General features: G+C 69.5%; 19 protein-coding genes and 3 pseudogenes. 16 read left to right on the top strand and 6 right to left on the bottom strand.

The window, feature by feature from the left end:
- A partial coding sequence (locus ACLEQD_RS14740) for a methyltransferase domain-containing protein (protein WP_410384568.1) occupies window positions 1-944 on the bottom strand: 944 nt, incomplete at its 3' end.
- A gap of 128 nt (window positions 945-1,072) precedes the next feature.
- Here ACLEQD_RS14740 and ACLEQD_RS14745 point away from each other — a divergent pair.
- The 3 genes from ACLEQD_RS14745 to ACLEQD_RS14755 all read left to right on the top strand — a co-directional run bounded on the left by ACLEQD_RS14745 (window position 1,073) and on the right by ACLEQD_RS14755 (window position 5,832).
- Window positions 1,073-1,858: an IF-2 protein gene (locus ACLEQD_RS14745; protein WP_410384570.1), complete on the top strand. Its 786-nt coding sequence runs from the start codon at window positions 1,073-1,075 to the stop codon at window positions 1,856-1,858.
- Between the two features lie 542 nt (window positions 1,859-2,400).
- Window positions 2,401-4,758 (top strand): ribonucleoside-diphosphate reductase subunit alpha, encoded by a 2,358-nt coding sequence (locus ACLEQD_RS14750; RefSeq protein ID WP_410384596.1) that lies wholly within the window; start codon window positions 2,401-2,403, stop codon window positions 4,756-4,758.
- 63 nt (window positions 4,759-4,821) lie between these two features.
- Window positions 4,822-5,832 (top strand): ribonucleotide-diphosphate reductase subunit beta, encoded by a 1,011-nt coding sequence (locus ACLEQD_RS14755; RefSeq protein ID WP_410384572.1) that lies wholly within the window; start codon window positions 4,822-4,824, stop codon window positions 5,830-5,832.
- A 67-nt stretch (window positions 5,833-5,899) separates the two neighbouring features.
- Here ACLEQD_RS14755 and aqpZ read toward each other — a convergent pair whose 3' ends face one another.
- The 5 genes and pseudogenes from aqpZ to ACLEQD_RS14780 all read right to left on the bottom strand — a co-directional run.
- Window positions 5,900-6,727, bottom strand: coding sequence for an aquaporin Z (gene aqpZ / locus ACLEQD_RS14760; protein ID WP_410384574.1), 828 nt, complete (start codon window positions 6,725-6,727; stop codon window positions 5,900-5,902).
- A 148-nt stretch (window positions 6,728-6,875) separates the two neighbouring features.
- Window positions 6,876-7,411 (bottom strand): annotated as a pseudogene (gene hpt / locus ACLEQD_RS14765) (hypoxanthine phosphoribosyltransferase).
- A 12-nt stretch (window positions 7,412-7,423) separates the two neighbouring features.
- Window positions 7,424-8,239 carry a uracil phosphoribosyltransferase gene (locus tag ACLEQD_RS14770; RefSeq protein ID WP_410384576.1) on the bottom strand — a complete coding sequence of 272 codons (816 nt, stop codon included), beginning with the start codon at window positions 8,237-8,239 and terminating at the stop codon, window positions 7,424-7,426.
- Between the two features lie 40 nt (window positions 8,240-8,279).
- Window positions 8,280-8,862 (bottom strand): annotated as a pseudogene (locus ACLEQD_RS14775) (thymidine kinase).
- Window positions 8,763-9,059 (bottom strand): annotated as a pseudogene (locus tag ACLEQD_RS14780) (hypothetical protein); the annotation flags it as partial. The pseudogenes ACLEQD_RS14780 and ACLEQD_RS14775, both read right to left, overlap by 100 nt.
- Before the next feature lie 23 nt (window positions 9,060-9,082).
- Here ACLEQD_RS14780 and ACLEQD_RS14785 point away from each other — a divergent pair.
- The 13 genes from ACLEQD_RS14785 (at window position 9,083) to dnaB (ending at window position 18,943) form a co-directional block, all read left to right on the top strand.
- Window positions 9,083-9,454 (top strand): DUF5658 family protein, encoded by a 372-nt coding sequence (locus tag ACLEQD_RS14785; RefSeq protein ID WP_410384578.1) that lies wholly within the window; start codon window positions 9,083-9,085, stop codon window positions 9,452-9,454.
- Between the two features lie 116 nt (window positions 9,455-9,570).
- On the top strand, window positions 9,571-9,870 hold the full coding sequence (spoVG, locus tag ACLEQD_RS14790) for a septation regulator SpoVG (protein ID WP_171420857.1): 300 nt from the start codon (window positions 9,571-9,573) through the stop codon (window positions 9,868-9,870).
- A gap of 42 nt (window positions 9,871-9,912) precedes the next feature.
- The gene (locus ACLEQD_RS14795) at window positions 9,913-10,866 is read left to right on the top strand and encodes a ribose-phosphate pyrophosphokinase (RefSeq protein ID WP_171420858.1); all 954 of its coding nucleotides are present in this window, start codon (window positions 9,913-9,915) and stop codon (window positions 10,864-10,866) included.
- A gap of 214 nt (window positions 10,867-11,080) precedes the next feature.
- Window positions 11,081-11,767, top strand: a complete 687-nt coding sequence (locus ACLEQD_RS14800; RefSeq protein ID WP_410384580.1) for a 50S ribosomal protein L25/general stress protein Ctc — start codon at window positions 11,081-11,083, stop codon at window positions 11,765-11,767.
- A gap of 114 nt (window positions 11,768-11,881) precedes the next feature.
- Window positions 11,882-12,457 carry an aminoacyl-tRNA hydrolase gene (gene pth, locus ACLEQD_RS14805; RefSeq protein ID WP_338264884.1) on the top strand — a complete coding sequence of 192 codons (576 nt, stop codon included), beginning with the start codon at window positions 11,882-11,884 and terminating at the stop codon, window positions 12,455-12,457.
- A 274-nt stretch (window positions 12,458-12,731) separates the two neighbouring features.
- Window positions 12,732-13,211, top strand: a complete 480-nt coding sequence (rpsF, locus tag ACLEQD_RS14810; protein WP_410384582.1) for a 30S ribosomal protein S6 — start codon at window positions 12,732-12,734, stop codon at window positions 13,209-13,211.
- 50 nt (window positions 13,212-13,261) lie between these two features.
- A complete protein-coding gene (rpsR, locus tag ACLEQD_RS14815; RefSeq protein ID WP_410384584.1) occupies window positions 13,262-13,669 on the top strand; it encodes a 30S ribosomal protein S18 in 408 nt (135 codons plus the stop codon).
- Window positions 13,670-13,699: 30 nt separating this feature from the next.
- Window positions 13,700-14,143 (top strand): 50S ribosomal protein L9, encoded by a 444-nt coding sequence (gene rplI / locus ACLEQD_RS14820; RefSeq protein ID WP_171420862.1) that lies wholly within the window; start codon window positions 13,700-13,702, stop codon window positions 14,141-14,143.
- Window positions 14,144-14,351: 208 nt separating this feature from the next.
- Window positions 14,352-15,509, top strand: a complete 1,158-nt coding sequence (locus ACLEQD_RS14825; RefSeq protein WP_410384586.1) for an acyltransferase family protein — start codon at window positions 14,352-14,354, stop codon at window positions 15,507-15,509.
- Window positions 15,506-16,360 (top strand): sensor histidine kinase, encoded by an 855-nt coding sequence (locus tag ACLEQD_RS14830; protein ID WP_410384588.1) that lies wholly within the window; start codon window positions 15,506-15,508, stop codon window positions 16,358-16,360. Before ACLEQD_RS14825 ends, ACLEQD_RS14830 begins: the two co-directional genes overlap by 4 nt.
- Window positions 16,357-16,623 carry an ATP-binding protein gene (locus ACLEQD_RS14835; protein ID WP_410384590.1) on the top strand — a complete coding sequence of 89 codons (267 nt, stop codon included), beginning with the start codon at window positions 16,357-16,359 and terminating at the stop codon, window positions 16,621-16,623. The genes ACLEQD_RS14830 and ACLEQD_RS14835 overlap by 4 nt, the downstream gene beginning before the upstream one ends.
- Window positions 16,620-17,390 carry a LytR/AlgR family response regulator transcription factor gene (locus tag ACLEQD_RS14840; protein ID WP_410384592.1) on the top strand — a complete coding sequence of 257 codons (771 nt, stop codon included), beginning with the start codon at window positions 16,620-16,622 and terminating at the stop codon, window positions 17,388-17,390. The genes ACLEQD_RS14835 and ACLEQD_RS14840 overlap by 4 nt, the downstream gene beginning before the upstream one ends.
- Before the next feature lie 158 nt (window positions 17,391-17,548).
- Complete coding sequence (gene dnaB / locus ACLEQD_RS14845; protein ID WP_410384594.1) at window positions 17,549-18,943, top strand: replicative DNA helicase; 1,395 nt, start codon at window positions 17,549-17,551, stop codon at window positions 18,941-18,943.
- The last annotated feature ends 140 nt before the right edge of the window (window positions 18,944-19,083 follow it).

Genomic DNA, 19,083 nt, shown 5'->3' on the forward strand with positions numbered 1-19,083 from the left:
CGTCCGCGATCCGCTCCGTCGCGACCTGCAGCTCCAGCTCGCGCCGCCGCAGCCGGCTGCTCAGGTCGTCCCGCTCGCGCGCGGACTCCCACGTGCCCCGCGCCTCGTTCCAGCTGCGCGGTCAGCCGCGCCATGTCCTGCCGGGCACCCTCCAGCGCCGGCTTGAGCGCGACCACCTCCGCCTCGCGGTCACCAATCTCCGCGCGAAGCTTCGACACCGCCTCCTTCAGCCGCCCCGCCCGCTCCTCCCACGTCTTCGCCCGGGCCGCGACCTCGTCCAGCTTGCCGCGCGTGAAGGCCAGCGGCTCCGGCGGCAGCTGCACCCACGTGGGGTCCACCACCCGCGCCGGCTCCAGGCCCGCCATCACCACGAAGTACGCCGCCTCGCTGTGCCGCACGAGCGAGCCGTCCACCTGCAAGCCCTCGCCTCGCTCGAACGCGAGCTGGTAGCCCAGCACCGGCGACTGCGTGGCCACCTCCACATGGGGGAAGTGCGCCGTCAGCGCGTCCAGCAGCTGCCCGTACGTGGGCGGCACCGCCTCTTCCGGCTCCAGCAGCTGCGGCAGCGCCAGCCCCGCGATGTTGCGCAGGCCGCCCACCAGGAAGCCCTGCCGGGCCACCAGCCGCGCCAGCTCCGCCAGGAGCTCCGGCGCGCGCACGTAGGGCGCCAGGTCCGTCACCAGCACCAGGTCGAAGCTGCCCGCCTCCAGGTCGTCATAGACGTTGGCGCGGAAGCGCAGCTGCGGGTGCGCATGGGCCTTCTGCGCCGCCTCCACCGCCGCCACGTCCGCGTCGCACGCCACCACGGTGCGAGCACCCCGCTCGACGAGAAAGCGCGCGCTCTCGCCGCCCGTGGAGGCCACGGCGTCGACCTCCAGCACGCGACGGCGCGCGAACAGGCTCTCCGCGAAGATGTAGCGGGGCAGCAGCTCGCTGGGCCCCATGCGACGAAAGGTGGGTTGCAAATGATGTTCCCGAGGGGGCGAGAACTGTAGCGTTGGAGTCCCAGAAGACCCAATTTCAGGGCCAGACCCTCACGGGCCCACGCCCGACCGACCGGAGAGCAGGCGACATGACCACCCATCCACAGCAGGGTTTTGGCTACCGGGCCCGTCGCACCTTCACCCGGCTGCTCGTCTTCCTCGTCATCCTGGGCCTGGGTGGCGGCGTCGTCTTCCTCCTGGGCCAGCTCAACGCCCGCACCTTCACCGTCGTGCAGGAGAACGGCGAGCTGATGGTGATGAAGGGCCGCGCCCTGCCCACGGGCGCCGCCGCCTACCGCCCCGGCGACCCGCGCCTCGCGGACGCCTACGCCCCGCTCCCCCTGGAGGGCCAGGACGTCACCCTGCTGACGCAGCAGAAGTTCACCGACCGCGACGACCTGGACCGCGCCCTCTTCCCCCTCCTGGAGACCCTGGCCCGCCCGCGCATCGCGTCCGGCGAGCCCGCCAAGGTGGAGCGCGGCCTCTACTACCTGCGCCGCGCGGAGAAGCTCGCCGGCATCACGGAGGAGCAGCGCCGCAGCCTCCAGTCCATGCTCACCGACGTCGCCTTCTACCAGGCCCGCCAGAAGCTGGAGGACGCCCGCCGCCTCGTGTCCGAAGGGCTGGCCCAGCTCAAGCTCGCCGCGGAGACGGAGAACCGCCACGCCCGCGCCGCCAACCAGATGCTCACCACCGTGGGCCCCACCGCCCGCAACCTGGAGGAGGCCCTGCGCCGCGCCGTCCACAGCGAGAGCGCCCCGGACAACAGCCCTGTAGCACCGGCGCCCCAGCAGCCCGCGCCGTCACCCGCCGGTGACGCCGCCCAGCAGCCCCCGGCCGCCGCCCCAACCCCCGACGCGGGCCGCGCGCCCTGATCTTGGGGGGTTGGGTGACCCCATGAAAAACACGGTCCCGGACGCGCTTTTCCGGCCCTGTAAATGTCGGCCGGAAGACGACCGGAGAAGTGTCGGTGAGTGATCATAGATTGCAATGATCGATCCGACCCTGCGGGCAGCTTTACACAGGATCTAGCGTTGACACACCAGGGGACCCCCCATAGCTTGGGTCTCCTCTGTTGCTCGCCCGCCACCCAGGGGGCACGTCCGCGGAACCCGGAGGCACGTGTGGTTTTCTTGCCTGACACACACATTCGCCCCACAATTCGCTACATGTCGGGCTGTTGTCGCCAAGCCCGCGGGTCCTGATAGGAAGCAGTCCCTCCCAGCCATCTCCGAAGCCGTCACCCACAGGGGCAGTCCGCCCTGATGGCTACGCCATTGCCTTGCCCGGAAGTGAGACGCCCGTGACCGTCCAGACGCCCTTCAAGCCGAACGCCGTCGCCTCGCCGCCCCCCGACTCCGCCACCGTGGCGCCCGCCACGCAGGCCGGGTCGGCGCCCGGCGACTTCGCCACCACCATGCGGGTGACGAAGCGCAACGGCACGGCGGAGCCGGTGGACCTCAACAAGATCGTCCGCGCGGTGGGCAAGTCCTGCGTGGGCCTGTCGCGCGTGGACGTGATGCGCGTGGCCACCAAGACCATCAGCGGCCTGTACGACGGCGCCACCACGCGCGAGCTGGACAGCCTGTCCATCCAGACCGCCGCGGCGCTCATCGTGGAGGAGCCCGAGTACGCCCGGCTCTCCGCGCGCCTGCTGTCCACCTTCATCCAGAAGGAGGTCAGCAACCAGGACATCCAGTCCTTCAGCCAGTCCGTCGCCGCCGGCCACAAGCACGGCCTCATCGCGGACCGCCTGCTCACCTTCGTCCAGGCCAACGCGCGCAAGCTCAACGCCGCCATCGACCCGGTCCGCAACGACCTCTTCGAGTACTTCGGCCTGCGCACCGTCTACGACCGCTACCTGCTCAAGAACCCGCAGACGCGCGAAGTGATTGAGACGCCGCAGGACTTCTTCCTGCGCGTGGCGTGCGCCCTGTCCGGCGACAACGCGCGCGAGGCCATCGAGCTCTACCGCCTGTTCAGCTCGCTGGAGTACCTGCCCAGCTCCCCCACCCTGTTCAACTCCGGCACGCGCCACGAGCAGCTCTCCAGCTGCTTCCTGCTGGACTCGCCGGCGGACGAGCTGGACGCCATCTACAAGAAGTACTCGGACATCGCGATGCTGTCGAAGTTCTCCGGCGGCATCGGCGTGGCGTACCACCGCGTGCGCGCGCGCGGCTCGCTCATCAAGTCCACCAACGGCCACTCCAACGGCATCGTCCCGTGGCTCAAGACGCTGGACGCGTCCGTGGCGGCGGTGAACCAGGGCGGCAAGCGCAAGGGCGCGTGCTGCGTGTACCTGGAGACGTGGCACGCGGACATCGAGGACTTCCTCGAGCTGCGTGACAACACCGGCGACGAGGCCCGCCGCGCGCACAACCTGAACCTGGCCAACTGGGTGCCGGACCTCTTCATGCGCCGCGTGGAGGCCGACCAGGAGTGGAGCCTCTTCGACCCGAAGGCGACGCCCCACCTCACCGACCTCTTCGGCGAGGCCTTCGAGAAGGCCTACGCGGAGGCGGAGGCGCAGGGCCAGGCCGTGCGCAAGGTGAAGGCGCGCGACCTGTACGCCCGGATGATGAAGGTGCTGGCCCAGACGGGCAACGGCTGGATGACCTTCAAGGACATCTGCAACCGCAAGAGCAACCAGACGGGCCAGCCGGGCAACGTCATCCACCTGTCCAACCTCTGCACGGAGATTTTGGAGGTCACGAGCCAGGGTGAGACGGCGGTGTGCAACCTGGGGTCGCTCAACCTGGGCCGCATGGTGAAGGACGGGAAGTTCGACTTCGACCAGCTGCGCTCCAACGCGATGCTCGCGCTCAAGCAGTTGGACCGCGTCATCGACCTCAACTACTACCCCATCCCCACCGCCGCGGACTCCAACCGCCGCTGGCGCCCGGTGGGCCTGGGCCTGATGGGCCTCCAGGACGTCTTCTTCCAGCTGCGCCTGCCCTTCGACTCCGTGGAGGCGCGCAACCTGTCGAAGAAGATCTCGGAGGAGATCTACTACGCGGCGCTCGTCACCTCCTCCGACCTGGCGGAGCAGTTCGGCGCACACCCGTCCTTCCCGGAGACGCGCGCGGCCAAGGGCGAGCTCCAGTTCGACAGCTGGGGCATCGTCCCGGAGGACACGCTGCGCTGGGACGCGCTGCGCTCGCGCATCATGAAGGTGGGCCTGCGCAACTCGCTGATGATCGCCATCGCGCCCACGGCCACCATCGCGTCCATCGCCGGCTGCTACGAGTGCATCGAGCCGCAGGTGTCCAACCTCTTCAAGCGCGAGACCTTGTCCGGTGACTTCCTCCAGGTGAACCGCTACCTGGTGCGCGACCTGCAGCAGCTGGGCCTGTGGAACGAGGCCACGCGCAACCGCATCAAGCTGGCGGAAGGCAGCGTGCAGGACCTCACGGAGCTGCCGGAGGAGCTGCGCGCCATCTACCGCACCGCGTGGGAGGTCCCCATGCGCTCGCTGCTGGACATGGGCGCGGACCGCGGCGCCTTCATCGACCAGAGCCAGTCGCTCAACCTCTTCGTGGAGACGCCCAACATCGGGAAGCTGTCCTCGATGTACTTCTACGCGTGGCAGAAGGGGCTGAAGACCACCTACTACCTGCGCTCGCGCCCGGCGACCCGCATCGCCAAGGCCACCGTGGGCCAGGGCGGCCCGACGATTACCGCCGCGCCCGCGCCGGTGTCGCAGGTCGTGACCGCGGAGGCCGAAGCGGTGGCGTGCTCGCTGGAGAACCCCGAGGCGTGCGAGGCCTGCCAGTAGTCACGCGGGTAGGCGCGTACCCCTGCTGTCCCCTGTCGTCGTGAGTAAGGGAGTGCTGAAGCAATGCTGCTCGATCCGGGAATGAACCTGACGCTGCGCCCCATGGCGTATCCCGTCTTCTTCGAGATGTACCGCAACGCCATCAAGAACACCTGGACGGTGGAGGAGATCGACTTCTCCACGGACCTGGTGGACCTGCGCTCGAAGATGACGGACGCGGAGCGTCACCTCATCCACCGGCTGGTGGCCTTCTTCGCCACGGGCGACTCCATCGTCGGCAACAACCTGGTGCTCAACCTCTACAAGCACCTGAACGCGCCCGAGGCGCGCATGTACCTGTCGCGCCAGCTCTACGAGGAGGCGCTGCACGTCCAGTTCTACCTGACGCTGCTGGACAGCTACGTGCCGGACCCGGCGGAGCGCGCCAAGGCCTTCGCGGCGGTGGACAACATCCCGTCCATCCAGCGCAAGGCGCGCTTCTGCATGAAGTGGATGGACAGCATCCAGGCGCTGGATCAGGTCCGCTCCAAGTCGGACCGCCGCCAGTTCCTGCTGAACCTCATCTGCTTCGCGGGCTGCATCGAGGGCCTCTTCTTCTTCGCGGCCTTCGCGTACGTGTACTTCCTGCGCAGCAAGGGGCTGCTGAACGGCCTGGCCGCGGGCACCAACTGGGTGTTCCGCGACGAGTCCGCCCACATGACCTTCGCCTTCGAGACCATCAACACGGCGCGCAAGGAGGAGCCGGACCTCTTCGACGCGAGCCTGGAGAAGGACGTCGTGCAGATGATGCGCGACGCGGTGGAGTGCGAGACGCAGTTCGCCCAGGACCTGCTGAGCGGCGGCGTGATGGGCCTGTCGGTGCAGGAGATGCGCGGCTACCTGGAGTACGTGGCCGACCAGCGCCTCCAGATGCTGGGCATGTCCCCCATCTTCCACACGAAGAACCCGCTGCACTTCATGGACCTGCAGGACGTGCAGGAGCTCACCAACTTCTTCGAGCGCCGCGTGTCGTCCTACCAGGTGGGCGTGGGCGTGGGCGCCGCCAACGACGTCGTCTTCGACGCCGCCTTCTAGGCCCCTCCCCTGCTTCACCCACCCAGGCCGTGCCCCGCGACAGCAAGCGAGGCACGGCCTTCGTGCTTCAGACGGGGTGCTCCACGTCGCGCCGGCCCGCCACGCGCTCGCGGCGCTCCTCCTCCGTCGCCTGCTCCGCGCGTGTGGCGGTGATCTGCACCGCCGGCCGGTGCACCAGCCGGTACACCGCGGACGCGAAGGCCGCGCCCAAGAGCGGCGCGATGATGAACATCCACAGCTGCTTCAGGGCGTCAGCTCCCGCGAACAGCGCCGGCCCCAGGCTGCGCGCCGGGTTCACCGACGTGTTGGTGACGGGGATGCCCACCAGGTGGATGAGCGTCAGCACCAGGCCGATGGCCACGCCCGCGAAGCCCACCGGCGCCCGCGAGTCCGTGGCCCCCAGCACCGTCAGCACCAGCAGGAAGGTGAGCACCACCTCCGCGATGAAGGCCGCCCCGCCGCCATAGCCCTCCGGGGACGCCGCCCCGTAGCCGTTGCTCCCCAGCCCCTCCGCGCTCGCGGAGTAGCCGCCCGGCATCCCCTTCGCGATGAGCAGCACCACGCCCGCCGCGACGATGGCGCCCACGCACTGCGCGATGACGTAGCCAGCCACGTGGCGCTTGTCGAACTTGCCCGCCATCAGCAGGCCCACCGTCACCGCCGGGTTCACGTGGCAGCCGGAGATGGGGCCCACCGTGTAGACCATGGCCAGCAGCGACAGCCCGAAGGCGAACGCCACCCCCAGGAAGCCGATGCGGTCGCCCGCCAGCACCGCCGCCCCCACGCCGCCGAGCACCAGCACGAACGTGCCGACGGCTTCCGCCAGGTACTTCTGCATCGCCTCCCCGCCCGCGCTCGCCGTCGTCCGGGAGTTCCTCGCGCTACCGTCTCGCATGCCCACGCCTCCTTCCGTGTCCAGAAGGAGAGGCTGTGCATGGCACGTCCCCCTCGACGCACGAAGGCCCTGCACACGGCCGCCTTGCGGCGCGTGGACAGGGCCCTCGCAATCTCAAGTCCCCCACCCCACGGGGTGGGACATCCAATCAGGCGTGCTTCCAGATGCCGATGAACGGCAGGTTCCGGTACTTCTCGCCGTAGTCCAGGCCGTACCCGACGACGAACTTGTCCTCGATGACGAAGCCCTTGTAGTCGATGTGCACCTTCGTCTTGGCCGCGCGGGCTTCTCCAGCAGCGAGCAGATCTTCACCGACGCCGGGTGGCGCGCCTGGAGGTTCTCCAGCAGGAAGCTCATGGTGAGCCCCGTGTCGATGATGTCCTCGATGATGAGCAGGTGCTTGCCCGCCATCGGCTTGGACACGTCCGTGGTGATGCGCACCTCGCCCGTGGACTCCGTGCCGCCGTGGTAGCTGGCCACGCCCAGGAACTCCACCGTCAGCGGCAGGTCGATGGCGCGCGCCAGGTCGATGGCGAAGAACGCGGAGCCCTTGAGCACGCAGATGAGCGTCAGCTCCTTGCCCTGGTAGTCGCGGGTAATCTGGGCGCCCAGCTCCTTCACGCGCGCCTGCACGGCCTCCTCGGAGATGAGGACGCCGACATCCTTCTCGTGGAACGTCGTCACCGGGTGCTCCCTCTACACGTAGGCGTTGTTCATGATCTCCCCGAAGCCGCCGCCGCCGGGGACGATGTACTGCCGGTCATCCAGCCCCCGCTCCTTCTCCCAGAGCAGGCCCGGCGCGGTGCCGAACACCTCCGGCGGGGACAGGCCGCGGTCCAACCGGAGCGCGTAGATGATGACGTCCGGGTGCTCCGCCGTCATCCGGCGCAGGTACTCCGGCGTGACGATGAGGTTGAGCGTGATGATGCGCCGGGCCTTGCCGGGCACCTTCGTCTTGTACAGGGTGATGGCCGTGGACAGGCTGCCGCCCGTGGCCCCCATGGGGTCCGGGAACAGCACGAACGCGTCGTCCACGTCCCCGCCAATCTTCGCGCCGCCAATCTCCGACCCCACCACCGCCTGGGCCGCGTCGATCATCCGGCTCATGATGATGTGGTCCTGGCGCACCAGGGACGGGTCCACCGTGAAGTTGAGCAGGTCATACGTCACCTGCGACGGCAGCGTGCCCGCCCGCGCGATGTTCACCGTCACCACGCGCAGCTGCGGGTCCACCACCTCGCCCTGGTAGATGCCCAGGGGCGTGGAGTCGATCATCCGCGTGGGGATGGTCACCATCTTGCGCGGGAACTCCGCGTTGATGACCGTCTTCACCAGGTCCGCGTAGAGCTGCTCCACCAGCCGGTTGATCTGCGGCTGGAGCGTGCCCTTGGCGCAAAGCGTGGCCAGCTGGGAGAGGAGAAACGGATTGCCCACCAGATGGACGTTGGGCCCATAGTGGTGGGTCATCTCGTTCAACTTGAAGGGCACGTTCGCGTACAGGGTGTCGCGCATCGGATGGGGCTCCCGCGCCGGTCTTGGGCGGTGTGGCTCTTCAGTCGAACAGCTTCAGCGTCTGCGGAGGGCTCGCCTCCGCGGGTTCCGCCACGTGACACTTGCGGCAGCGCGGCTCGTAGGCACCGGCCGCGCCCACCACCACCCGCTCCTCGCTGCCAATGATGCGCTGCGAACGGTTGGCCGGGTTCCCGCACACCGCGCAGATGGCCAGCTCCTTCGTCACGTACTCCGCCACCGCCATCAGCTGCGGCATCGGTTCGAAGGGCGCCCTGGTAGTCCTGGTCCAGCCCCGCGCAGATGACGCGCAGGCCGCGCTGGGCGAGCGCCTCGCACACCTGCACCACCTCACCGCCCAGGAACTGCACCTCGTCAATGCCCACCACCTGCGTGTCGGGGGGACAGGTCGCCGGAAAATTTTCTTCAGCCCCTCTCGAGTGGGGAGGGACGTCCAATTTCCAACTGGGAATGGCTGACCCACCTGCGTGTCGTCGGTACGCGGGTGTCGATGGCGCGGCTTGAACACCCGCACCTTCTGCCGGCCGTACAGCGCGCGCTTGACGCGGCGGATCAACTCCTCCGTCTTGCCGGAGAACATCGAGCCGCAGATGACCTCTATCCACCCGATATCTTTGGGGAATTGATGCAAGGGACGCTCGTCGGGAAGGGCGGAAGCGGGGCCAATCTCGGCGACCCACCCCGTTCCGTCAATTTCGTTTCCGGCCACGCAAGCCCCCGCCCGCGCAGCCTGCCCGCCTGCTCCCGGAAAGCCCCGCGAAACCCTGGCAAGGGATTTGAATAGCCCTGCCCCGGGTAGCACGGACGGAACCTTGGGGGTGGCGAGTGGCGGCGACGGCGAACGAGGTGCAGGGCGGGGGTTGGGCGCAGCAGGCTTCTTTCTACATGTCGCCGGCGTCGGTGGCGCTGCTGATGCTGAACCTGATGGACGGGCTCTTCACCCTGCTCTTCCTCCAGCTGGGGGTGGCGGAGGAGCTCAACCCGGTGATGCGCGTGGCGTACGAGCAGTCACCGCTGCTCTTCATGTTCTCCAAGCTGCTCATCGTGAACGCGGGGCTGTGCCTCTTGTGCCTGCACCGCCGGCTCAAGGCCAGCCGCTTCGCCATCCGCGCGGGCGCCGTCGTCTACGCCATCATCGTCGTCTACCACCTGGCGTTCCTCGCCCACCTGGTGAGTCACTGGCCCTTCGGGGCATAGGGGCTGCGGGGGCAGTGAACGGTCCCCAGCGCGACAGGTAGGGGGTGCTTGCTTTTCACCTCCGGTCTGTCCCAGGCTTCCCCATAGCTCCGATCTTCCAGTGTTCGGGGGGGGACATGAACATCACCGACGTCCGGGTGTTTCCGGTCGAAGAGGACAAGCTCAAGGCATACGTCACCATCACCCTGGATCACTGCTTCGTCGTCCGCGACCTGAAGGTGATCCATGGCTCCACCGGGCTCTTCATCGCGATGCCCGCGAAAAAACGGAAGGACGGGACCTACAAGGACATCGCCCATCCGTTGAACGCGGACACGCGCAGCCAGATGGAGCGGGTCATCCTCATCGAGTACGAGAAACACCTTCACCAGACGCAGAACGGGACGCTCGGTCCCGTGGCTGCGGAACTCGACTAACGAACTTCCCTTCCAGGCTCGCACGGGTTAGTCAGCGCCCCCATGCAGCCGTCGCGTGACTTCAAGGTGTTCGCCGGGAACTCGAACCCGGCGTTGGCGCAGCGCATCTGCGAGTACCTCCAGCGTCCCCTGGGCCAGGCGACGGTGGACACGTTCTCCGACGGGGAGATCCACGTCGAGATCGGCGAGAACGTACGTGGACAGGACGTGTTCATCGTCCAGTCCACGTGCCCGCCGACGAACCACCACCTGATGGAGCTGCTCATCATGTGCGACGCCCTCAAGCGGGCGAGCGCCGGCTCCATCACGGCCGTGATGCCGTACTACGGCTACGCGCGGCAGGACCGGAAGGTGGCGGCCCGCACCCCCATCACCGCCAAGCTGGTGGCGGACATGCTGGAGGTCGCGGGGGTCAACCGGGTGGTGTCCATGGACATGCACGCCGGGCAGATCCAGGGCTTCTTCAACATGCCCTCGGACCACCTCTACGGCTCGCCGGTGTTCCTGGAGGACATCCGCAAGCGCTTCCCGGAGTCGGGCGAGCTGGTCATCGTCAGCCCGGACGCCGGCGGCGTGGAGCGCGCGCGCGCCTACTCCAAGCGGCTGAACACGGGGCTGGCCATCATCGACAAGCGCCGCCCGCGCCCCAACGCCTCGGAGGTGATGAACCTCATTGGCGACGTGAAGGGCAAGGACGCCATCCTGGTGGACGACATGGTGGACACCGCGGGCACGCTCGCGCAGGCCGCCCTGGCGCTGAAGGACAAGGGCGCGCGCCGGGTGGTCGCGTACGCGGTGCACCCCATCCTGTCCGGCCCCGCCATCCAGCGCATCACCGACTCCGTCCTGGAGGAGGTCGTCTTCACGGACACGGTGCCCCTGGCGCCCAACGCCAGGGCCTGCCCGAAGATCCGCGCCCTGCAGACGGACGCCCTCTTCGGCGAGGCCATCGCGCGCATCCACCGCGCGGACTCGCTGAGCTCGCTGTTCGTCTGAGGTTCGTCCAGGCGCGACCGAGCTTGGGGCCGCCTGGAAGCCGGGCGGCTTGACGAAGGACCCCGGGGGCTGGCATGTCCGGCCCCCTCCACCGGTTCAACGGGCCTCAGTACGGCCCGGGCGCCGTCTTCGGGGCCCACCATGGGGGTGGGATGCCGAGGGCGCCCGACGGACCGGTGACATTCGCGGTACCCCACCGAAAAGAGAGATTTCCATGGCCACCGACAAGAGCACCCTCGAAGCGCAGGCCCGCGAAGGTTCCGGCAAGGGCGTTGCCCGCCGCCTGCGCGCCTCCGGCCAGGTCCCCGCCGTCGTCTACGGCAAGCACCTGAAGGCGCCGCTGCACATCTCCGTGGACCCGAAGGCCATCCGCACGGCCATCAACACCCCGCACAAGCTGAACACGCTCATCCAGCTGAAGCTGGCCGGCAATGATCAGCAGGTCCTGCTGAAGGACTACCAGATGGACCCGCTCACCCGGGACATCCTGCACGCGGACTTCATCGCCGTGCGCGACAGCGACCAGGTGAAGGTGAACCTGCCCGTCGTGCTCACCGGCAAGGCCGCGGGCGTGGCGGACGGCGGTCTGCTCACGCAGATCCGCCGCAACCTGGAGGTCTGGGCGCTCCCCGGCGCCATCCCGCTCCAGATTGAAGTGGACGTCACCAACCTGAAGATCGCGGAAGCCATCCACGTGAACGACGTGAAGCTCCCCGAGGGCGTGTCCGTGAAGACGCACGTCAACTACACCATCGCCGTCCTCTCCGCGCCGGAAGTGGCGGAGGCGACTCCGGCGGCGGCGGCGGCCGCGGCTGCCCCGGCGGCGGCGAAGGCGGGCGACGCGAAGGGTGGCGACGCCAAGGCCCCCGCCGCGGCCGCCAAGGCCCCGGCGAAGAAGTAGTCCTCTTCCGCCGTTCGGTGTCTCTTCGCGGGGCGGGCCTCTTCCAGGGCCTGCCCCGCTGTCTTTTTCCCGGGCGCGGGCCCCTCCAAGCCCCACCCTCCTCCGGAGCCGTCCATGAAGCTCATCTGCGGGCTGGGCAACCCCGGGCGCGAGTACGAGCGCCACCGCCACAACGTCGGGTTCATGGTGGTGGACGCGCTGCTCGCGCGCGCCCGCGCGGAGCTCACGCAGGACAAGTTCCAGGCGCGGGTGGGCCAGGGGACGCTGGGCGGCGAGCGCATCCTCTTCGTGGAGCCGCAGACGTACATGAACCTGTCCGGCCGCTCCGTGGCGGAGGCCGCGCGCTTCTACAAGGTCGCGGTCCAGGACGTGCTGGTGGTGCACGACGAGCTGGACCTGCCCTTCGGCCGGCTGCAGCTCAAGGCGGGCGGCGGCGCGGGCGGGCACAACGGCCTCAAGAGCATGGTGCAGTGCCTGGGCGAGGACGCGTTCATCCGCGTGCGGGTGGGCATTGGCAAGCCGGAGGGGCCCAACGCCAAGGAGCGCGTGGCGGGCTACGTGCTGTCCAACTTCGACGACGGCGAGCGCCGCCAGCTGGAGGAGCTCATCGGCAAGGCGGCGGACATGGCGGAGAGCTGGGTGCGCGACGGGCTGGCCACGGCGATGAACCGCCACAACCGCAAGGCCTGAGGCGGCGGGCTGGCCGCCTGCTCGCCTCCAACCCCGTGGCTCCGCTTGACTTTCCAGGAGGGGTCCTCCTAGAAGCCCCTTCCCCCGGAGTGTGTCCCACGCTCGCTGGGGGATGTTCTTTCAAAGCTTCCCGTGTTCACGCACGGGCCAAGGCGCGACGGTGACGGGCGCGCGAGAGGATTTCCCGTCCCCGGTGGTGGCCTTCGAGGGTCACCGGCCGTTTCCCCGCTCCCCGGATGGTCCGGGGGGCACTCGACCCCAAGGGGAGAGAAACATGGCAGAGACGCAGGCCGCCAAGCGGCTTCGTGAGTACGAGACCATCTTCCTGGTCAAGCCGGACCTCACCGACGACAACGTGGACAAGCTGAAGGAGCGCGTCCGCGGCATCGTTTCGCGCGAGGGCGGCAAGGTCCTCCGCTTCACGGTGTGGGGGAAGAAGAAGACGCTGTTCCCCGTGGCCAAGCAGCCGCGCGCCATCTACGTCCACACGAGCTTCCTGGGTGACGGCAAGCTGGTGGCGGAGATCGAGCGCAACCTGCGCAACCTCGACGAGGTCACCCGCTACATCTCCGTGAAGATCGCGGACGAGGTGGACCCCGAGTCCCGCCCGGTCCTCGAGGACCTGAAGCTGGCCGGCGACGTCGAGGAGGCCCGTCCGGGCGCGCCTGTCGAGCGCGAGGGTGGCGGCTTCCGGAGCGAGACTCCGGAGTTCGCGGGTGGCGACACGGAAGAGGAGCCCGCGGAGGAGGCGTGAGCCTCTTCTGACGGGACCTTCCCCCAACCTTCCAGGAAACGAGAACGTTCATGAGCAACGGCATGGATAGCAAGCAGGGCGCGGGCGCTCCCCGCGGCCCCGGTGGTGGCGGTGGCGGCTACGGCGGCGGTTCGCGCGGTGGCGACCGTGGTGGTGATCGCGGCGGTGACCGCGACCGTGGTGGTGATCGCGGCGACCGCGGCGGCATGGGCGGCGACGACGACAAGCGCGGTGGTCGTGGCTTCGGCCGCAAGAAGGTCTGCCGGTTCTGCGCGGAGAAGAACGCGTCGGTGGACTTCAAGGACCAGGCGACGCTGAAGTACTTCGTCACCGAGCGCGGCAAGATCATCCCCCGCCGCATCTCCGGCAACTGCGCGAAGCACCAGCGTGAGGTGGCGGTCGCCATCAAGCGCGCCCGCGGCATCGCGCTCCTCCCCTACAACGCGGTGGTCGGCTAGCCGCCGGTCCGCAACACAGGAGACAGGAACATGAAGGTCATTCTGCGTGAGGACATCGACAACCTCGGCAAGTCCGGCGAGCTCGTCACGGTGAAGGACGGCTTCGGCCGCAACTTCCTTCTGCCGCGCAAGAAGGCGGTCCTGGCGAGCGAGCAGAACCTGCGCCAGCTGGAGCACGAGAAGTCCGTGCAGACCGCGCGCAACGCCAAGCTGAAGGGCGCTGCCGACGAGCAGGCCAAGAAGCTGGGCAACGTCAAGGTCACCATCAAGCGCAAGGTGGGCGAGCAGGACAAGCTGTTCGGCTCCGTCACGGTGCTGGACATCGCCGAGGCGCTGGCGTCCCAGGGTCAGCAGGTGGATCGCCGCCAGCTGCACCTGGCCGAGCCCATCAAGTCGCTGGGCAGCTACGACGTGGAGCTGCGCCTGCACCGCGAGGTGACGGCGAAGATCAAGGTCGACGTGGTGGCCGAGTAGTCCACCGCTTCACCTGAAGCGCTCCATGGCTTCACGGGAAGGGCCGTCCGGGCAACCGGGCGGCCCTTTTCGCGTCCCGGGGGGACTCCCAGGCCGCCGGGGGAGTCCGGCTCGCGCCGCTGCCGGTCCGTTCCACGGCATCCGCGTGGAGGCGGAGGCCCGGGCGTGGGTACTTCAGCGGCGGACACCGCCTGGAGGTCCCCGCCCCATGAACGCCCCCACCCGCCCCGCCGCCGCGCACCACCCCGACCTGGACTGGCTCCGGGTGCTGGCCATCGTGGTGCTGCACCTGTTCCACACCGGGATGATGTTCAACACCTGGGAGTGGCACATCAAGAGCCCCCAGGCGCTGCCCCAGCTGGAGCCCGTCATGGGCGTACTGCACCTGGTGCGCATGCCGCTCCTGATGGTCATCTCCGGCGCGGGCACCGCGTTCGCGCTCCGGCGGCGCACGTTGGGGGCGTTCGCGAAGGACCGGACGAAGCGGCTGCTGCTGCCGCTGGTGTTCGGCATGTTCGTGGTGGTGCCGCCGCAGATCTACGTGGAGCGGCTGTTCCGGGGGCAGTTCCAGGGCGGCTACGCCGCGTTCTACCCGACGGTGTTCGACTTCGTGCCCTACCCCGCGGGCAGCTTCAGCTGGCACCATCTGTGGTTCGTGGCCTACCTGTTCACCTACTGCACGCTGGCCCTGCCCCTGTTCGCGGCGCTGCGCACGGAGCGCGGGGAGCGGCTCCTCGCGCGGGCGGACGCGTGGCTGTCGCGGGGGGTGAACGTGCTGTGGCTCGGGGTGCCGCTGGTGCTCGTCCGGGTGCTCCTGCGCGACTTCCCGGAGACGCACGCGCTGCTCGATGATCCGCGCACCTTCCTGCTCTACGGCCTGCTCTTCCTGAACGGGCACCTCCTGGGCCGCTGCCCGGGCGTGTGGGGCCGGCTGGTGGCGCTGCGCCACGGGCTGCTGGCCCTGGCGGTGGCGGCGCTCGGGGTGGAGCTGGTGTGGCCGTGGCCGGTGATGCCGGTGGTGCCCGCCATCGTGGGGGGCTCCCTCCTCCTCTGGAGCGGGCTGCTGGTGGCGCTGGCCTACGCGCGGCGGCACATCCGCGTGTCCCCCGCGTGGCTGCCGCACGCGCAGGCGCTGTCGTATCCGTTCTACATCTTCCACCAGACGGTCATCGTCTGCGTGGGCTACCTGTGCCTGCGGCTGCCGGTGGGGCCCTGGGCCATGCTGCTCACGGTGCTCACCGTGTCCTTCGCCCTCACGCTGGCGCTGTGCAAGGCCGTGTCCCGCGTGGCGTGGCTGCGGCCCCTCTTCGGCATGAAGCCCCGCGCGGCCCGGACGGTCGTCCTGGCTCCGGAGGCGGTGGGGTGAGGGCCTGGGAGGAGCTGCCTGCCAGGCCGTGGCGCTGGCCCCAGCTGCGGCTGCGCCCGGCGCTCAAGCTCCTGGCGTTCGGGCTGGCCCTGGGGATGTGGCAGGGCAGCGCGGTGCGGCTGACGCAGCTCATGCAACGGGACCCGGGCCACTGGGCGCCGGCCTTCATCTGGGAGGTGACCAGCGCGCTGGTCGTCACGTTGCTCCTGCCCATCTTGATGACGGCGGTGCTCAACGCGCCGTCGCCTCGCGTGGGTTGGGCGCGCTTCCTGGGCATCCACGCCGCGGCGTTCCTCCTCTTCACGTCGCTGCACATCGCGGGGATGGCGGGACTGCGGCACGCGGTCTACGCGCTGCTGGAGCTGGGGGACTACGACCTGGGCCCTCCCGTGTACGCGCTGCCGATGGAGGCCCAGAAGGACCTCATCACCTACGGCCTGGGCTGCGCGGTCATCGCGCTCGTGTACGAGTGGCGGGAGCGGCAGGCGCGGGCACTGCGGTCCGCGGCGCTGGAGGGTGAGCTGCGGGCCGCGCAGCTCCAGTCGCTCACGGGCCAGCTGCACCCGCACTTCCTCTTCAACGCGCTGCACACCATCGGGTCCGTGATGTACGAGGACCTGCCGCGCACGGACCGGCTGCTCAGCGACCTGGGCCAGCTGCTGCGCGCGAGCCTGGAGCGCACCGAGCCCACCTGGACGCTGGCCGAGGAGCGGGGACACACCGAGCGCTTCGTCGCGCTGCTCGCGGCGCGCTTCGGCGACCGGCTGGAGGTGCGCTGGGACGTGGCGCCGGGGCTGGAGTCCCAGCGCGTGCCGTGCTTCGCGCTGCAGACGCTGGTGGAGACGCGGTGAAGCACAACCAGGACCTGCGCGGCCCGCTGGAGGTGCGCATCCGCGCGCGCGCCGGAGCGGACCGCTGGGCGCTGGAGGTGGAGGACACCGGGCGCGGCTTCGGGGCGCCCTCCCCTGCTTCCGGGCCCGGCGTGGGGCTGACGCAGCTGGGGCGCGTGTTGACGCTGCTGCATGGTGACCGGGCCCGCCTGGAGCGCGGCGCGGGACCGGAGGGCGGCGCGTGCGTGACGGTGTGGCTGCCGCGAATGGAGGCCGCGTCATGACGGTGTTCCGCGTGCTGGTGGTGGACGACGAGGCGCCCGCGCGCGCGAAGGTGAAGCGCCTGCTGGAAGCCGACGCGCGCTTCACCTGCGTGGGCGAGGCCCCGGATGGGACGGACGCGCTCGCGCGCATCGAGTCGCTGCGGCCGGACCTGGTGGTGCTCGACGTGCAGATGCCCGGCCTCACCGGCTTCGAGGTGCTGGAGGCGCTCGGGCCGGAGGCCTGCCCCGCCGTCATCTTCTCCACCGCCTACGAACGCTTCGCGCTCCAGGCCTTCGAGGCCCACGCGGCGGACTACCTCCTCAAGCCCTACGACGCCGGCCGCTTCAGCCGGGCGCTCGACAAGGCCCATGCGCTCCTGAGCGCGGGCACCCCCGGCGCGGCCGCGCTGGACGCCCTGCTCGCCACGGTGGCCCGGGCCCGCCCGGAGCGCCCCCTGGAGCGGCTGGTGGTGAAGGTGGGCGAGGGCTGGGTCCCGCTGCGCCTGGACACCGTGTGGCGCCTGTCCGCGGAGGACAAGTACGTGCGGCTGTACACCGCCCAGGGCGAGCACCTGGTGCGCCAGACGCTGCGGGCCCTGGAGGAGCGCCTGGACCCGACCCGCTTCGTGCGCGTGCACCGCGGCGACCTGGTGAACCTGGAGGCCGTGGCCCGCCTGGAGCCGTGGACGCACGGGGACGGCATCCTCGTGCTGAAGGACGGCGCCACGGTGATCCTCAGCCGCACCTACCGGGAGGCCTTCCTCCAGCAGTGGGGCGCCGCCGAATAGCCCGCCGCGCCGGGCCGGTTCACCCGGCGGCCGGGCAAAGGTGCCACGGCGGGTCATGGCATCCCTCCCGGACCTACCGGGTGCTACAGGTCTGTTGAATGGAAACTGGACGTTCGCTGGAACGTGTCAGACGCTGCCTGTAGAGGTTCCAAGCAGCCATGCAGAACGTCCTGGACGGTAGGGAAGGACGGCGGATCCACGAGGATCTCGCCGCGGAGCGTGCGGTGCTGGGCGCCGTGCTGGCGGACAACGGGCTCATCACGCCCGTGGCGGAGGTCGTCCACGCGGACGACTTCGCCAGCCCTTCGCACGCGCAGATCTTCGCCGCGATGATGCGGCTGGATCAGCAGAGCAAGCAGGTGGACCACCTGACGCTCGCGGAGGAGCTGAAGATCCTCGGCCAGCTGGTCGCGGTGGGCGGCCCCGCGTACCTGATGGGCCTGGACCAGGTCGTCCCGCTGGCGGCCAACGCCGTGCAGTACGCCCACATCGTCAAGGACCAGGCGCTGCGGCGGCGCCTGGCCAACGTGGGCCGGGAGATCCAGGACCTCGCCAGCCAGGAGACGGGCGAGCTGGACGTCCTGCTCGACGAGGCCGAGCGCAAGGTCTTCCTCCTCGCGGAGAAGAAGCGCGAAGGCGACCTGCGGCCGGTCAGCGAGCTGATGGAGCAGACGCTCGACCTGCTGGACAAGATGAAGACCGCGGCGACGGGCGTGACGGGCCTGTCCACGGGCTACATCGACCTGGACAACCAGCTGACCGGCCTGCACGCCGGTGAGCTCATCATCCTCGCGGCGCGTCCCGGCGTGGGCAAGACGTCCTTCGCCATGAACATCGCGGTGCACGCGGCGCTCAAGGAGAACAAGGCGGTCGGCATCTTCAGCCTGGAAATGCCCGCGGATCAGCTGCTCATGCGTCTGCTCGCGTCCACCGCGCGCGTGGACATGAAGAAGCTGCGCGGCGGCCGGCTCTCCCCGCACGACGAGGAGAAGTTCCAGGAGATGGCGGGCGCGCTCTACAACGCGCCCATCTACATCGACGACTCCGGCGGCCTGTCCCCGTTCGACCTGCGCGCGAAGGCGCGGCGCGTGAAGCAGAAGGACCCCCGCCTGTCGCTGCTCGTCATCGACTACCTCCAGCTGATGCACCAGAAGGGCAAGGTGGAGAGCCGCCAGCTGGAAGTGGCGGAGATCTCCCGCGCGCTCAAGCAGCTGGCCAAGGAGCTGGAGGTGCCCATCATCGCGCTCAGCCAGCTCAGCCGTAAGGTGGAGGAGCGCAAGGGCGGCAAGCCCATGCTGTCCGACCTGCGTGAGTCCGGCTCCATCGAACAGGACGCCGACGTGGTGATGTTCATCCACCGCGAGACGGAGGAGGACGGCGGCGAAGGCGGTGGAGGGGGCGGCGGTGGCGGTGGCGGCGGAGGGGGCGCGAGCAGCACGGTCATCCCCGTGGAGCTCATCGTCGCCAAGCAGCGAAACGGCCCCATCGGCTCCATCGACCTGGTGTTCCTCGCGGAGTACACGCGCTTCGAAAGCCGCGCCCGCAGCGAGTAGACCTTCTTTCCGTCAGTCCCGGCCGGTGCGCAGGTAGCCCGTGACGTGCTCGCGGGCGCCCGCACCGCGGCCTCCGGCCCGGTGCCCCGGCCCAGCTCCGCCGCCAGCGCGGACGCCAGCCGGCAGCCCGTGCCCCGGCG

The sequence above is a fragment of the Corallococcus sp. 4LFB genome (assembly GCF_046520365.1).
Lineage (GTDB): Bacteria > Myxococcota > Myxococcia > Myxococcales > Myxococcaceae > Corallococcus > Corallococcus caeni.

What these genes read in the sequence shown, in the direction of transcription:
- ACLEQD_RS14745 (WP_410384570.1), top strand. Translation starts at nt 1,073, where the DNA reads ATGACCACCCATCCACAGCAGGGTTTTGGCTACCGGGCCCGTCGCACC.
- ACLEQD_RS14750 (WP_410384596.1), top strand. Translation starts at nt 2,401, where the DNA reads ATGCGGGTGACGAAGCGCAACGGCACGGCGGAGCCGGTGGACCTCAAC.
- ACLEQD_RS14755 (WP_410384572.1), top strand. Translation starts at nt 4,822, where the DNA reads ATGCTGCTCGATCCGGGAATGAACCTGACGCTGCGCCCCATGGCGTAT.
- aqpZ (WP_410384574.1), bottom strand. Translation starts at nt 6,727, where the DNA reads ATGCGAGACGGTAGCGCGAGGAACTCCCGGACGACGGCGAGCGCGGGC.
- ACLEQD_RS14770 (WP_410384576.1), bottom strand. Translation starts at nt 8,239, where the DNA reads ATGCGCGACACCCTGTACGCGAACGTGCCCTTCAAGTTGAACGAGATG.
- spoVG (WP_171420857.1), top strand. Translation starts at nt 9,571, where the DNA reads ATGAACATCACCGACGTCCGGGTGTTTCCGGTCGAAGAGGACAAGCTC.
- ACLEQD_RS14795 (WP_171420858.1), top strand. Translation starts at nt 9,913, where the DNA reads ATGCAGCCGTCGCGTGACTTCAAGGTGTTCGCCGGGAACTCGAACCCG.
- ACLEQD_RS14800 (WP_410384580.1), top strand. Translation starts at nt 11,081, where the DNA reads ATGGCCACCGACAAGAGCACCCTCGAAGCGCAGGCCCGCGAAGGTTCC.
- pth (WP_338264884.1), top strand. Translation starts at nt 11,882, where the DNA reads ATGAAGCTCATCTGCGGGCTGGGCAACCCCGGGCGCGAGTACGAGCGC.
- rpsF (WP_410384582.1), top strand. Translation starts at nt 12,732, where the DNA reads ATGGCAGAGACGCAGGCCGCCAAGCGGCTTCGTGAGTACGAGACCATC.
- rpsR (WP_410384584.1), top strand. Translation starts at nt 13,262, where the DNA reads ATGAGCAACGGCATGGATAGCAAGCAGGGCGCGGGCGCTCCCCGCGGC.
- rplI (WP_171420862.1), top strand. Translation starts at nt 13,700, where the DNA reads ATGAAGGTCATTCTGCGTGAGGACATCGACAACCTCGGCAAGTCCGGC.
- ACLEQD_RS14825 (WP_410384586.1), top strand. Translation starts at nt 14,352, where the DNA reads ATGAACGCCCCCACCCGCCCCGCCGCCGCGCACCACCCCGACCTGGAC.
- ACLEQD_RS14840 (WP_410384592.1), top strand. Translation starts at nt 16,620, where the DNA reads ATGACGGTGTTCCGCGTGCTGGTGGTGGACGACGAGGCGCCCGCGCGC.
- dnaB (WP_410384594.1), top strand. Translation starts at nt 17,549, where the DNA reads ATGCAGAACGTCCTGGACGGTAGGGAAGGACGGCGGATCCACGAGGAT.